The 14,397-nt window shown below is 70.9% G+C and carries 9 protein-coding genes; 2 read left to right on the forward strand and 7 right to left on the reverse strand.

Features of this window, described 5'->3' with window-relative positions; translation table 11 throughout:
- The first annotated feature begins 74 nt into the window (after window positions 1-74).
- Window positions 75-1,100: an ATP-dependent 6-phosphofructokinase gene (locus ABZ267_RS03600; protein ID WP_356748108.1), complete on the forward strand. Its 1,026-nt coding sequence runs from the start codon at window positions 75-77 to the stop codon at window positions 1,098-1,100.
- 63 nt (window positions 1,101-1,163) lie between these two features.
- Here ABZ267_RS03600 and ABZ267_RS03605 read toward each other — a convergent pair whose 3' ends face one another.
- The 3 genes from ABZ267_RS03605 to ABZ267_RS03615 form a co-directional block, all read right to left on the reverse strand.
- A complete protein-coding gene (locus ABZ267_RS03605; RefSeq protein ID WP_356748109.1) occupies window positions 1,164-1,868 on the reverse strand; it encodes a helix-turn-helix transcriptional regulator in 705 nt (234 codons plus the stop codon).
- 183 nt (window positions 1,869-2,051) lie between these two features.
- A complete protein-coding gene (locus tag ABZ267_RS03610; RefSeq protein WP_356748111.1) occupies window positions 2,052-2,726 on the reverse strand; it encodes a response regulator in 675 nt (224 codons plus the stop codon).
- Window positions 2,723-4,387, reverse strand: coding sequence for a sensor histidine kinase (locus ABZ267_RS03615; protein WP_356748113.1), 1,665 nt, complete (start codon window positions 4,385-4,387; stop codon window positions 2,723-2,725). The genes ABZ267_RS03610 and ABZ267_RS03615 overlap by 4 nt, the downstream gene beginning before the upstream one ends.
- Before the next feature lie 160 nt (window positions 4,388-4,547).
- Here ABZ267_RS03615 and ABZ267_RS03620 point away from each other — a divergent pair, with 160 nt between their 5' ends.
- A complete protein-coding gene (locus tag ABZ267_RS03620; RefSeq protein ID WP_356748115.1) occupies window positions 4,548-5,915 on the forward strand; it encodes a cation:dicarboxylase symporter family transporter in 1,368 nt (455 codons plus the stop codon).
- A gap of 169 nt (window positions 5,916-6,084) precedes the next feature.
- Here the strand turns inward: ABZ267_RS03620 and glgB are convergent, their stop codons facing one another.
- The 4 genes from glgB to ABZ267_RS03640 form a co-directional block, all read right to left on the reverse strand.
- Window positions 6,085-8,487, reverse strand: coding sequence for a 1,4-alpha-glucan branching enzyme (gene glgB / locus ABZ267_RS03625; protein WP_356748117.1), 2,403 nt, complete (start codon window positions 8,485-8,487; stop codon window positions 6,085-6,087).
- Window positions 8,488-8,548: 61 nt separating this feature from the next.
- Entirely contained in the window at window positions 8,549-9,970 is a 1,422-nt protein-coding gene (locus ABZ267_RS03630) for a maltokinase (protein ID WP_356748119.1), read from the reverse strand.
- A 209-nt stretch (window positions 9,971-10,179) separates the two neighbouring features.
- The gene (gene treS / locus ABZ267_RS03635; protein ID WP_128851048.1) at window positions 10,180-11,886 is read right to left on the reverse strand and encodes a maltose alpha-D-glucosyltransferase; all 1,707 of its coding nucleotides are present in this window, start codon (window positions 11,884-11,886) and stop codon (window positions 10,180-10,182) included.
- Complete coding sequence (locus ABZ267_RS03640; RefSeq protein ID WP_356748121.1) at window positions 11,883-13,901, reverse strand: alpha-1,4-glucan--maltose-1-phosphate maltosyltransferase; 2,019 nt, start codon at window positions 13,899-13,901, stop codon at window positions 11,883-11,885. Before ABZ267_RS03640 ends, treS begins: the two co-directional genes overlap by 4 nt.
- Between the last annotated feature and the right edge of the window lie 496 nt (window positions 13,902-14,397).

Below are 14,397 nucleotides of genomic sequence, written 5' to 3' on the forward strand. Positions count from 1 at the left end.
CTGGTTCAGGGCAGGGGGGCCGCCTCGGTCGGCCTCCTGGAACAGCGCGACTAACGAGCAGGAGACACACCTCGATGCGCATCGGCATTCTCACCGCGGGCGGCGACTGCCCCGGCCTGAACGCAGTGATCCGGTCGGTCGTCCACCGGGCCGTCGTGGGCCACGGCGACGAGGTCATCGGCTTCGAGGACGGCTTCAAGGGGCTGCTCGACGGCCATGTCCGGCCGCTCGACCTCAACGCGGTCAGCGGCATCCTCGCCCGTGGCGGCACCATCCTCGGCTCGGCCCGCCTGGAGCGTGACCGGCTGCGCGAGGCCGCCGAGAACTGCGAGGAACTGGCCCGCCGTTACGACCTGGACGCGCTCATCCCGATCGGCGGCGAAGGCACGCTGACGGCGGCCCGGATGCTCTCCGACGCGGGCATGCCGGTGGTCGGCGTCCCGAAGACCATCGACAACGACATCTCCGCCACCGACCGGACCTTCGGCTTCGACACGGCCGTCGGCGTCGCGACGGAGGCCATAGACCGTCTCAAGACGACCGCCGAGTCCCATCAACGGGTGATGGTCGTCGAGGTCATGGGCCGCCACGCGGGCTGGATCGCGCTGGAGTCCGGGATGGCCGGCGGCGCCCACGGCATCTGCCTGCCCGAGCGTCCCTTCCAGGTCGACGACCTGGTCAAGATGGTCGAGGAGCGGTTCGCGCGCGGCAAGAAGTTCGCGGTCATCTGCGTCGCCGAGGGCGCGCACCCGGCCGAGGGCTCGATGCCGTACGCGAAGGGCGCGATCGACCAGTTCGGCCACGAGCGCTTCCAGGGCATCGGCAACCGTCTCGCCGTCGAGCTGGAGACCCGGCTCGGCAAGGAGGCCCGACCGGTCATTCTCGGCCACGTCCAGCGCGGCGGCACGCCCACCGCGTACGACCGCGTCCTCGCCACCCGCTTCGGCTGGAACGCGGTGGAGGCGGTGCACCGCGGCGACTTCGGCCGGATGACCGCCCTGCGCGGCAACGACATCGCCATGGTGCCGCTCGCGGACGCGGTCACGCAGCTGAAGACGGTGCCGCTGGACCGGATGTACGAGGCGGAGTCGGTGTTCTAGACCTGTACGTCCGGACGCGTACGTACGCGGTTCACACTCCGGCCGTACGACCGCGCACGCGGCTCACACCCCGGCCGTCCGCCAGAACTGGTCCACCACCCGGGCCAGGAACGCCCGTCCCGCGTCGCCCGTCGCCCCGGACCGTTCCTGGCCCGTGCTGCTCCAGCTCAGCGTGGAGACCATCAGCGCCTGGTAGTCGGCGTGCAGCTGCTCCAGCACGTCCTGGATCTTCGCGCGGTCCAGCGGGACGACCTTCGCCACCGGGCGCACGTACGCCTGCCAGCGCGTGGTGACCGCACTCGTCAGCAGCTCGGCCAGCTCCTCGTCGCGGCCGGTCGCCGTGAGGAACTGGGCCGGTGACAGACCGAGCGCCCGGCACAGCGCGGCGGACTGGCGCTCGTTCCCCTTCCAGCGCCCCGTCTCCTCCATCCGCAGGTACGAGGCTCCGGTCATCCCGAGCTGCCGCGCCAGGTCGTCCACCGAGAGCTCCCGGCTCATCCGGTGCTCGCGCAGAGTGGAGGCGGCGGCCAGCAGCTCGCCAGGGGCGCACCACAGGACGCCGGCCAAGGCGGTCAGTTCGCGTTCGCCGGGCGTCGCCAGGCCGCGCTCCCAGGCGACGACGGTCTCGGCGGGTACCCGGAGCCCGTACTGGGCGGCGAGGCCGTAGGCGACATGTCCGGGAGCCATGCCCAGTGCCTCGCGGAGACGGCGCGCGGCGGGGGCGTTGAAGGGCGGGGTGGGGTGCACGGCCCCACCGTAGGAGTCCATTTCCGTCCTGGCTACGGTCTGTTCTGTACAGAACACGCTTCGTAGGAACCTCCTAGCGCGAACCGGGCGGGCGGTACGCAATCATGGGTCCCACCAGCGCTTTCCCTACCGCCGGTATTTCACCGCCACTGTCTCCGTGCGCCCTTGCGGCAAGCGCTTGCGGTTTGTTTCCGGCGGTCGGCCTCAGCGGCCGCCGGCCAGCCAGCGGTAGTGGAGCTCCGGTCGGCCGACCTGCCCATAATGTGGACGGCGCGCCGCGCTGCCGACGGTCACCAGGTGCTCCAGATAGCGGCGCGCGGTGATCCGCGAGATCCCGAGCCGCTCGCCGGCGGCCGCCGCCGTCACGCCTTCCGCCGACTCCCGCAGGACCCGGGTCACCGCCTCCAGGGTCGGCCCGCTGAGCCCCTTCGGCAGCGCGGCCGGCTCGCTGACCCGCAGCGCGCCGAGCGCCCGGTCCACCTCCTCCTGTCCGCTCGCCTCACCCGCCGCGCCCCGGAACTCCGCGTACCGCGTCAGCCGGTCCCGCAGCGTCGGGTAGGTGAACGGCTTCAGGACGTACTGGACGACCCCCAGCGACACGCCTTCCCGCACCACCGCGAGGTCCCGCGCCGAGGTCACCGCGATCACGTCCGCGCCGTGCCCGGCGGCCCGCAGCGAGCGCAGCAGCCCGAGCCCGTGGCCGTCGGGCAGGTACAGGTCGAGCAGGAGCAGGTCGACCGGCGTGCGCTCCAGGACCCGTACGGCCTCCGCACGCGTGTGGGCCACGGCGGCCACGGTGAAGCCGGCGACCCGCTCCACGTACATCTGGTGCGCGTCGGCGGCCACCGGATCGTCCTCCACCACCAGGACCCGGATCACGCGGTCACCTCCGTGGCCTTACGGTCCCGGAGCGGCAGCCGTACGGTGAACCGCGCGCCGCCCTCCGGCGCCCGGTCCAGCTCCACCGACCCGCCGTTGCGGTGGGCCGCCTGCCGCACCAGCGCGAGGCCGAGCCCGCGCCCGGAACCGTGCGTCGACCAGCCGCGCCGGAACACCTCGTCCGCCTCCTCCGGCCCGATGCCCGCGCCGCTGTCCGAGACCCGCAGCAGCAGCTCCCGGTCGTCGGCGAGCGCGGTCACGGTGACCCGGGCCCGTCCGCCACCACCCGGCGCAGCCGCACGAGGCGCCGGCACGGCCACCACCGAATCCCCTTCCGATGCCGCCTCCACCGCGTTGTCGATCAGATTGCCGAGGATCGTCACCAGATCGCGCTGGGCCAGCGAGGCGGGCAGCGCTCCGTCGTCGATCAGGCTGTCCTCGGCCAGCTCCAGTTCCACGCCGCGCTCGTTCGCCTGGGCCGCCTTGCCGAGCAGCAGCGCGGCCAGCACCGGCTCCTCGACCGCGCCCACCACCCGGTCGGTCAGCACCTGCGCCAGCTCCAGCTCCGCCGTGGCGAACTCCACCGCCTCCTCCACCCGGCCCAGCTCGATCAGCGACACCACCGTGTGCAGCCGGTTCGCCGCCTCGTGGGCCTGCGAGCGCAGGGCCTGCGTGAAGCCGCGCTCGGAGTCCAGCTCACCGGTGAGCGCCTGGAGCTCCGTGTGGTCCCGCAGGGTCACCACCGTGCCGCGCCGCTCACCGCCCACCACCGGACGGGTGTTGACCACCACCACACGCTCCGCCGTCAGATGCAGCTCGTCCACCCGCGCCTCCGACGCCAGCAGCGCCCCCGTCAGCGGCGCCGGCAGCGCCAGCTCGTCCACGGTCCGGCCCAGCGCCTCCGTCTCCGGGTCGATCCCGAGCAGCTCGCGCCCGGCGTCGTTGATCAGCGCGATCCGCCGCTGTCCGTCCAGCATCACCAGCCCCTCGCGCACCGCGTGCAACGTGGCCTGGTGGTAGTCGTGCAGCCGGCTCAGCTCGGCCGCGTTCATCCCGTGCGTGTGGCGCCGCAGCCGCGCGTTGATCACGTACGTACCGATCCCGCCGAGCGCCAGCGCCCCGCCCGCCGCCAGCGCGAGCGCGCCGAGCTGTTCGCGTACCTGCGAGGAGACCCGGTCAACCGTGATGCCCGCGCTGACCAGGCCGACGATCTCCGCGCCGTCGCGGACCGGGGTGACCACGCGTATCGACGGGCCGAGCGTGCCCGTGTACGTCTCGGTGAAGGTCTCTCCGGCGAGCGCCTCCTCGGTGTGGCCGAGAAAGGTCTCGCCGATCAGCGAAGCGTCCGGGTGCGTCCACCGCTTCCGCTCGGTGTCCATGATCGTGACGAAGGCGATTCCGGTGTCCCGGCGCACCTGTTCCGCGTACGGCTGGAGTACGGCGGAGGGGTCCGGAGTGCGGATGGCCTCCCGTACGGAAGGAGAATCGGCCACCGCCAGCGCCGCCGCCCGCACCTGCCGGGCCGCGGTCTGCTCGGCCTGCGCGGAGCCGGAGACGTAGGCGAAGACCGCGCATCCGGCCACCACGGCGGCGATCAGCACGACCTGCATCGCGAAGAGCTGGCCGGCCAGGCTGCGAGGACGGGTACGGGGGAGGCGCATGCCCCACAGTCTGCCTCGCCGGAACACCTGGACCCAGTGGCTCGAAAGCGCCCGTGAACGATATGAACGCAAGGGTGACCGGGGTCACAGGGCGGTGGATAGTCACCGGAGCCCCCAGGGACGGGGGTGCACACCCCTGACCGAGCCGAGGAGCCCCACGATGGCCGTGGCAGCCAAAAAACGGGACCGTACCCACTACCTGTACATCGCCGTGATCGCCGCCGTGGCGCTCGGCATCCTGGTGGGCTTCGCGGCCCCCGGGGTGGCCGTCGAGCTCAAGCCCATCGGCGCCGGCTTCGTGAACCTGATCAAGATGATGATCTCGCCGATCATCTTCTGCACGATCGTGCTGGGCGTCGGTTCGGTCCGCAAGGCGGCCAAGGTCGGCGCGGTCGGCGGTCTGGCGCTCGGCTACTTCCTGGTCATGTCGACCGTCGCGCTCGCCATCGGCCTGCTGGTCGGCAACTTCCTGGAGCCCGGCTCCACCCTCCACATCACCGAGGCGGCCCGCGCCGCCGGTGAGAAGCAGGCGTCCGGCGCCGGCGAGTCCACCGTGGACTTCCTGCTCGGCATCATCCCGACCACCATCGTCTCCGCCTTCACGGCGGGTGAGGTGCTGCAGACCCTGCTGGTCGCGCTGCTCGCGGGCTTCGCGCTCCAGGCGATGGGCTCGGCCGGCGAGCCGATCATCCGCGGCATCACGCACATCCAGCGGCTGGTCTTCCGCATCCTCGCCATGATCATGTGGGCGGCGCCGGTCGGCGCGTTCGGCGCGATCGCGGCGGTGGTCGGCGAGACCGGTCTCGACGCGCTGAAGTCCCTGGCCATCATCATGATCGGCTTCTACGTCACCTGCGGTCTCTTCGTCTTCGTGGTGCTCGGCGCGATCCTGCGCCTGGTGGCCGGAGTCAACCTGCTCTCGCTGCTGAAGTACCTGGGCCGCGAGTTCCTGCTGATCCTCTCCACCTCCTCCTCCGAGTCCGCGCTGCCGCGGCTCATCGCGAAGATGGAGCACCTCGGCGTCAGCAAGCCGGTCGTCGGCATCACCGTGCCGACCGGCTACTCCTTCAACCTCGACGGCACCGCGATCTACCTCACGATGTCCTCGCTCTTCATCGCCAACGCGATGGGCGACCCGCTGAGCGCGAGCGAGCAGATCTCGCTCCTCGTCTTCATGGTCATCGCCTCGAAGGGCGCGGCGGGCGTGACCGGCGCCGGCCTCGCGACCCTGGCAGGCGGCCTCCAGTCCCACCGGCCCGAACTCGTCGACGGCGTCGGCCTGATCGTCGGCATCGACCGCTTCATGAGCGAGGCCCGCGCGCTGACCAACTTCGCGGGCAACGCGGTCGCCACGGTCCTGGTCGGCCACTGGACCAAGGAGATCGACAAGGAGCGCGTGGGCCAGGTCCTCGCCGGCCGGATCCCGTTCGACGAGCGGACCCTGGTCGACGACGACCACGGCGGCCCGGCCGCCTCCACCGACGTCCCCGAACCGCGCGAGACGGCAGCCGAGCCCACCAGGGTCTGACGGACGCGTCCAAGCCACTGCGACACCCCCCACCAAGGACACCCGTATCCCCCGGTACGGGTGTCCTTGCCCGGCCCCCGCGCGAGCGGCGGCCACAGACGAGGCCCCGTTCCGCATCGCCCCCGACGCGGAACGGGGCCCTCGTGGGCGGCCGGCCGGGCTCAGGCCCTCACGCCGGCCGGAACCACACCGTCGCCAGCGGCGGCAGCGTCAGCGAGATGCTGGACGGGCGGCCGTGTGCCGGGACCGCCTCGGCCTTCAGCGGGTCCTCGTTGCGTACGTCGCTGCCGCCGTACCGGTCCGCGTCCGTGTTGAGGACCTCCACCCAGCCCTCCGTCCCGGTCTCCGGCACGCCGAGGCGGTAGTCGCGCCGGACCACCGGCGAGAAGTGCGAGACCGCGAGCAGCGGCTGGCCGTCCGCGTCGTAGCGGAGGAAGGCGAAGACGTTGTCCTCGGCCGCGCCGCCGTCCACCCAGCTGAACCCCTCCGGCACCGTGTCGCGCTGCCACAGCGCGGGCACCGCGCCGTACACCGCGTTCAGGTCGCCGACCAGGTTCCGCACACCGCGGTGGTCGTTGGAGGCCTCGTACGTCGGGTCCAGCAGCCACCAGTCCGGGCCGTGGCCCTCGGACCACTCCGCGCCTTGCGCGAACTCCTGTCCCATGAAGAGGAGTTGCTTGCCCGGATGGGCCCACATGAAACCCAGGTAGGCGCGGTGGTTGGCGCGCTGCTGCCACCAGTCGCCGGGCATCTTCGCCACCAGCGCCTGCTTGCCGTGCACCACCTCGTCGTGCGAGATCGGCAGCACGTAGTTCTCGCTGTACGCGTACACCATCGAGAACGTCATCTCGTTGTGGTGGTACTTGCGGTGCACCGGCTCCTTCGCCACGTACAGCAGCGAGTCGTGCATCCAGCCCATGTTCCACTTCAGCCCGAAGCCCAGGCCGCCGCTGTCGGTGGGCCGGGTGACGCCGTCCCAGGCGGTGGACTCCTCGGCGATCGTGACGACGCCCGGATTACGGCGGTAGACGGTCGCGTTCATCTCCTGGAGGAAGGCGACCGCGTCCCAGTTCTCGCGCCCGCCCTGGTCGTTGGGCGACCACTGGCCGTCCTCGCGGGAGTAGTCGAGGTAGAGCATCGAGGCGACGGCGTCGACCCGCAGCCCGTCGATGTGGAACTCCTCGCACCAGTACGTGGCGTTGGCGACCAGGAAGTTACGTACCTCCGTGCGCCCGTAGTCGAACTCCAGCGTCCCCCAGTCCGGGTGCGCGGCGCGCTGCGGGTCGGCGTGCTCGTAGAGCGGACGTCCGTCGAACTCGGCCAACGCCCAGTCGTCGCGCGGGAAGTGGGCCGGCACCCAGTCCATGATGACGCCGATACCGGCCTGGTGGAGCGCGTCCACCAGGTACCGGAAGTCGTCCGGCGTGCCCATCCGGGAGGTCGGCGCGTAGAAGCCGGTGACCTGGTAGCCCCAGGAGCCGCCGAAGGGGTGCTCGGAGACCGGCATCAGCTCGACGTGCGTGAAGCCGAGGTCCTTGACGTACGAGGGGAGCTGATCGGCCAGTTGACGGTAGGTCAGGCCCGGTCGCCAGGAAGCCAGATGGACCTCGTACACGGAGAACGGCGCCTCGTGGACCGGGCGGTCGCCTCGGTGCGCCATCCAGTCCGCATCCCGCCACTCGTGGTGCGAGGCGGTGACGATGGAGGCGGTCGCGGGCGGGACCTCGGTGCGGCGGGCCATCGGGTCGGCCCGGACCGTGTGCGAGCCGTCCGGGCGGCAGATGTCGTACTTGTAGAGCGCGCCTTCGCCGACGCCGGGCAGGAACAGCTCCCACACGCCGGTCGACCCGAGCGAACGCATCGGCGTGCCCGTGCCGTCCCAGTAGGTGAAGTCACCGCTCACCCGTACACCGCGCGCGTTCGGCGCCCACACCGTGAACCGGGTCCCGGCCACGCCCTGGTGGACCATCGGCTCCGAACCGAGCGCCCGCCACAGCTCCTCGTGGCGGCCCTCCGCGATCAGGTGGAGGTCGAGGTCGCCGAGCGAGGGCCAGAAGCGGTACGGGTCGTCCACCTCGATGGTGTTGTCGTCGTACGCGACCTGGAGGCGGTAGGCCGAGACCTCCTTCACCGGCAGCACGCCGGAGAAGAACCCGTCCCCGTCGTCGTGCAGTTCGGCCCGCACGTCCTCGGCCAGCACCGTCACCGAGCGGGCGAACGGGCGCAGCGCGCGGACCAGCACGCCGCCCGGGATCGGACGGGCGCCGAGCACGGAGTGCGGGTCGTGGTGGTCACCGGCCAGCAGCCGGCCGCGGTCGGCGAGGTCCAGAGCCGGTGCGGGACGGGCGCTCGCGTCGCCGGCCTGCCGGGGCAGCGTCGGGACGGCGTCCGTACGGCGGGGCCGGGCGCGCTTGGCGGGCGCGGGTTCAGGTGCGGGCTCGGTCGTCGTCGCGGCGGGCTCGACGGCTTCCACCGGGACGGGCGCGGGCGCGGTCTCCACGCTCACGGCTTCAGGGGCGGCGGCTTCGGCGGTCTTACGGGATCCCTTGCGGGACGGCTTGCGGGCGGTCACAGGGACTGCCTCCTCGGAGAGGTCGGAGGGGAGAGAAGAGGGAGGGGAAGGGGAGTACGGCTCAGGCCGCTGCGGACTGGGCCAGGCGCTGGATGGCGGCCATCGGGACCGGCAGCCAGTCGGGACGGTGCCGGGCCTCGTACACCACCTCGTACACCGCCTTGTCGGTCTCATGGGCGCGCAGCAGCTCCGGCTCGCCGCGCGGATCGGCGCCCGAGGCGAGCGCGTACCCCTCGCAGTAGGCGGCCCGGCAGCGCGCCGCCCACTCCGGGTTCCACGGGCGGTGCGAGCGGGCCGCGTAGTCGAAGGAGCGCAGCATGCCCGCCACATCGCGGACCGGCGGTGACGGGCGGCGGCGCTCGTCCAGCGGGCGGGCCGGTTCGCCTTCGAAGTCGATCAGCGACCAGAAGCCGTCCGGCGAGCGGAGCGCCTGGCCGAGGTGGAGATCGCCGTGCACCCGCTGCCGCGCCCACCCGCCGCCCCGGTGTCCGAGCGCCGTGACGGCGTCGAACGCGGTGCGCAGGGCCGGGACGTACGGAGCGAGAGCGGGTACCGCCTGCGCGGCGGCCTCCAGACGCTGGGTCATCTGCGCGATCAGCTGCCGGGTCTGCGTCCCGTGCAGCGGCGGAGTGGGCAGGGCCGCGGCGAGCGCGGTGTGCACCTCGGCGGTGGCCCGGCCCAGCGCCCGCGCCTCCGGCACGAAGTCGCGGCCCGCCGTGAGCGCGGTCAGCGCGAGCTGCCAGCCGTCCCGGGCGCCGTGCAGGAACGGCTGGAGGACACCGAGCGTGAGCGGTTCCGGGCCGGGGGCCTCGAACCAGGCGACCGGTGCCGGCACTCGTTCGCATCCTTCGCGGGCCAGGGCGAGCGGCAGCTCCAGATCCGGGTTGGTGCCCGGGAAGACCCGGCGGAAGATCTTGAGGATGTACGCATCGCCGTAGACGAGCGAGGTGTTGGACTGCTCGGCGTCCAGCACCCGTGGCGGCAGCCCGGCCGGGATCGCGGCGGTCCGCTCGAAGCGGAGAGCGCCGAGGGTTCCCGATACGCGGAACCGTTCCAGCAGAAGGTCCGCCAGGCGCGGGTCGTGCAGCGCGTCGTAGACGGTCCGCCCGGCCAGCGGTCCGTGCTCCACCCGGCCGATCAGCGCTCCGGCGAGCGTGGTCGGCAGCGAACTCCGTACGCCGATGAGGATCTGGTAGCAGTCGTCCGCCGGGCGGTCCGGCGGCGACGGCTGCTGGGCCCGGACCAGCAGATGGAGCAGGCCGGGTCCGGCGCTGCCGTCCAGCGGCAGCATCTCGGTGGCCGCGACCAGGACGAAGCCGGTGACCGGCCGGCCCTTTCCGGCGAACCATCGCTGCCGGGGCAGCCATTCATGGAGCAGGGGAGCGAGGGACGGCAGCAGAGCGCCGTCCACCGTACTGCTGGGGGTTGCGCTGTTCCTCGTGCTCTTCGCCAGGGCGACGTGAGTGGATGCAGCCTCCGACATGGCATCGCGTCCTTTCCCCGGGCACACAGGATGCGAAGAGTGTCCCGGATTGCGGCAATGGCTGTCCGGCTGTGCGGGACGTGTCGGGAGAGGAAGGTGCTTACGGACTCGAACGGCCGAACCGTGGAGCGCTGGGCCGGGAGGGCCCGGTACCGGACGGGTGCCCCGTGCGGGACGGCGGAAACCGTCCCGCACGGGTCGCGAACGCATCAGGCCGGCGGCGCGTCCTTGCGCAGCCGGAACCAGTAGAAGCCGTGTCCGGCCAGTGTCAGCAGGTAGGGCCACTGGCCGATGGCCGGGAAGCGTACCCCGCCGATCAATTCCACCGGATGACGTCCGTTGAACGATCGCAGGTCGAGTTCCGTCGGCTGCGCGAACCGCGAGAAGTTGTGCACGCACAGGACGAGGTCGTCCTTGTACTCGCGGGTGAACGCCAGCACCGCCGGGTTGGAGGACGGCAGCTCGGTGTACTCGCCGAGCCCGAAGGCCGGATTCTGCTTGCGGATCTCGATCATCCGCCGCGTCCAGTGCAGCAGCGAGGACGGCGAGGCCATCGACGCTTCCACGTTGGTGACCTGGTAGCCGTAGACCGGGTCCATGATCGTGGGCAGGTAGAGCCGTCCCGGGTCGCTGGAGGAGAACCCGGCGTTGCGGTCGGGCGTCCACTGCATCGGCGTGCGGACCGCGTCCCGGTCGCCCAGCCAGATGTTGTCGCCCATCCCGATCTCGTCCCCGTAGTAGAGGATCGGGGAGCCGGGCAGCGACAGCAGCAGCGCGGTGAACAGCTCGATCTGGTTGCGGTCGTTGTCCAGCAGCGGGGCCAGGCGCCGGCGGATGCCGATGTTGGCGCGCATCCGCGGGTCCTTGGCGTACTCCGCGTACATGTAGTCGCGCTCTTCGTCCGTGACCATTTCGAGGGTCAGCTCGTCATGGTTGCGCAGGAAGATGCCCCACTGGCAGTTCTTCGGGATCGCCGGGGTCTTCGCCAGGATTTCGGAGACCGGGTAGCGGCTCTCGCGGCGCACGGCCATGAAGATGCGCGGCATGACCGGGAAGTGGAACGCCATGTGGCACTCGTCGCCGCCGGCCTCGTAGTCGCCGAAGTAGTCGACGACGTCCTCCGGCCACTGGTTGGCCTCGGCGAGGAGCACGGTGTCCGGGTAGTTGGCGTCGATCTCCTTGCGGACCCGCTTCAGGAAGTGGTGGGTCTCGGGGAGGTTCTCGCAGTTGGTGCCCTCGCGCTGGTAGAGGTAGGGCACCGCGTCGACCCGGAAGCCGTCGATGCCGAGGTCCAGCCAGAACCGCAGGGCCGCGAGGATCTCCTCCTGGACCGCCGGGTTCTCGTAGTTGAGGTCCGGCTGGTGCGAGAAGAAGCGGTGCCAGTAGTACTGCTTGCGGACCGGGTCGAAGGTCCAGTTGGACGTCTCGGTGTCGACGAAGATGATCCGGGCGTCCTGGAACTGCTTGTCGTCGTCGGCCCAGACGTAGTAGTCGCCGTACGGCCCGTCCGGGTCGGTGCGGGACTGCTGGAACCACTCGTGCTGGTCGCTCGTGTGGTTCATGACGAAGTCGATGATGACGCGCATGCCCCGTTGGTGCGAGGCGTCCACGAACTCCACGAAGTCGGCGAGGTCGCCGAACTCCGGCAGCACGGCGGTGTAGTCGGAGACGTCGTAACCGCCGTCGCGCAGCGGCGACTTGAAGAACGGCGGCAGCCAGAGGCAGTCGACACCGAGCCACTGGAGGTAGTCCAGCTTGGCGGTGATGCCCTTGAGGTCGCCGATTCCGTCGCCGTTGGAGTCCTGGAAGGACCGGACGAGCACCTCGTAGAAGACGGCGCGCTTGAACCAGTCGGGATCACGGTCCTTGGCGGGTGTGTCCTCGAACGTGTCGTGGACAGGCTCATTGACGATCATGGTGTGGGTGACCCTCCGGTCGGCGGGGACGGTCGCAGGACGGCGATGTGCGCGGGCGTGATGCCCGGCTCCAGGCGCACATAGAAGGCCCTGCCCCAGTGATAGGTGTCGCCGGTGAGCTCGTCGCGCACCGGTACGCGCTCATGCCCCTGGAGGCCGAGCCGCTCCATGTCCAACGAGACCGTGGCCTCCTGGGTGTGGTGAGGGTCGAGGTTCACGACCACCAGAACGGTGTTCGAACCGGAACGCTTGCTGTAGACGATCAGCGAGTCGTTGTCGGCGTGGTGGAAGTGGACCTCGCGCAGCTGCTGGAGCGCGGGGTTGCGACGTCGGATCCGGTTCAGCGAGGTGATCAGGGGCGTCAGCGTGCGGCCCTCGCGCTCCGCCGACTCCCAGTCCCTCGGGCGCAGTTCGTACTTCTCCGAGTGCAGGTACTCCTCGCTCCCCGGCTTGGCCGGAGTGTTCTCGCACAGCTCGAATCCCGCATAGACGCCCCAGGCCGGGGAGAGGGTGGCGGCGAGTACGGCCCGGGCCTCGAAGGCCGGGCGGCCGCCGTGCTGGAGGTAGCCCGGCAGGATGTCCGGAGTGTTCACGAAGAAGTTGGGTCGCATGTACGAGGCGGTCTCGCCGGACAGCTCCGTGACGTACTCGGTCAGCTCCTGCTTGGTGTTCCGCCAGGTGAAGTACGTGTACGACTGCTGGAACCCGACCGCGCCCAGCGTGTGCATCATCGCCGGGCGGGTGAACGCCTCCGCCAGGAAGATGACATCGGGGTCGGTGCCGTTGATCTCCGCGATCACCTTCTCCCAGAACACCACCGGCTTGGTGTGCGGGTTGTCGACGCGGAAGATACGTACGCCGTGGTCCATCCAGAAGCGCAGGATCCGTGACGTCTCCGCCACCAGACCGCGCATGTCCTTGTCGAAGGCGATCGGATAGATGTCCTGGTACTTCTTCGGCGGATTCTCGGCGTACGCGATCGAGCCGTCGGACCGGTGGTGGAACCAGTCCGGGTGGTCCTTGACCCATGGATGGTCCGGCGAGCACTGGAGCGCGAAGTCCAGCGCGATCTCCATCCGCAGGTTGCGGGCCACCTCGACGAAGTGGTCGAAGTCCTTCAGCGTGCCCAGCTCCGGATGGATCGCGTCGTGGCCGCCGTCCGGCGAACCGATCGCCCACGGCACGCCCGGATCGTGCTCACCGGGCGTCAGCGTGTTGTTCGGGCCCTTGCGGTGGGTCGTCCCGATCGGATGGATCGGAGGCAGGTACACGACATCGAACCCCATGGCGGCGACCGCCGGCAGCCGCTCGGCCGCCGTCCGGAACGTGCCGCTGGCCAGCCGGGTCTCGGCGTCCGGCGAGGTGTCGGCCGGATCCACCGGCACCCGCTTCGCGCCTTCCGAGCGCGGGAACAGCTCGTACCAGGAGCCGTACAGCGCCCGCTCGCGCTCCACACGCACCGCAAGCGGCTTGGCGCGGGTGACCAGTTCACGCAGCGGGTGCCGGCCGAGGACGGCCTCGGCGGCCGGGGTCCAGGCGGCGGCCAGCCGTGCGGCCGGTGAGTGCCCGGCGTCGCGCAGCGCGTCCACGGCGGCGAGCACCGCCTCGCGGCCGTTCTTCTTCGGTACGCCGGCCGCGGCCCGCTCCAGCAGCGCCGCGCCCTCCGCCAGCACCAGATCCGTGTCGATGCCCGCCGGGATCTTGATCGCCGCGTGGTGGCGCCAGGTGGCGACCGGATCGCTCCACGCCTCCACGGTGTACGTCCAGCGGCCTTCGGAGTCCGGCGTGATCTCCGCGCCCCACCGGTCGGTGCCCGGCGCCAGCTCACGCATCGGGGTCCACGGTCCCACCCGTCCGCTCGGATCGCGCAGGACGACATTGGCCGCCACCGCGTCATGGCCTTCGCGGAAGACGGTGGCGGTGACCTGGAAGGTCTCACCGACGACCGCCTTCGCCGGCCGTCTGCCGCAGTCGACGAGGGGACGGACGTCCAGGACGGGAATACGACCGATCATGAAATCACCTGGGGGCTGGAGGAGCTCGGTGTGCGGGAGTGACGGCACGGACGCGGAGGACCGACCGCGCGTGCCGCGAAGATGGGAATCTGTCCTTTGTAGCTGCTCAGCTGTCGGCTGACGGGCTGTGGGCATGGCCGCTCCTGTCCGCGTTCACTCGAATGGCACTCGAATGGATGGGTCGCGGGGGTTTCGCGCATGTTTCGGATGCGCCGGGGAGGGTGTGCGGGCCGGGTCGTGCTGCGTAGAGGGAGGTGCCGGGAAGAAACCTGGGGCGCACCGGGAAAGCCTTCCCCACGTTCGCTCCCGGGAAATCCGGCGCCGTGTTAACTACTCGGTCGTAACCGCTCGGTCAGGTACGGGTCAGGGTCCGGTGGCGCCCGGCGTGCGCCCCACGGCGTACGGGAGACCGAAGCGCCCTCACAGGTTCCGGATACCCGCTCTGCGGCGCCACACGGCAGCCTTCCCTGTGTCAGGAAGGTCCACAAGGCTGCGT

The sequence above is a fragment of the Streptomyces sp. NPDC006174 genome (assembly GCF_040614075.1).
Classification (GTDB): Bacteria; Actinomycetota; Actinomycetes; order Streptomycetales; family Streptomycetaceae; genus Streptomyces.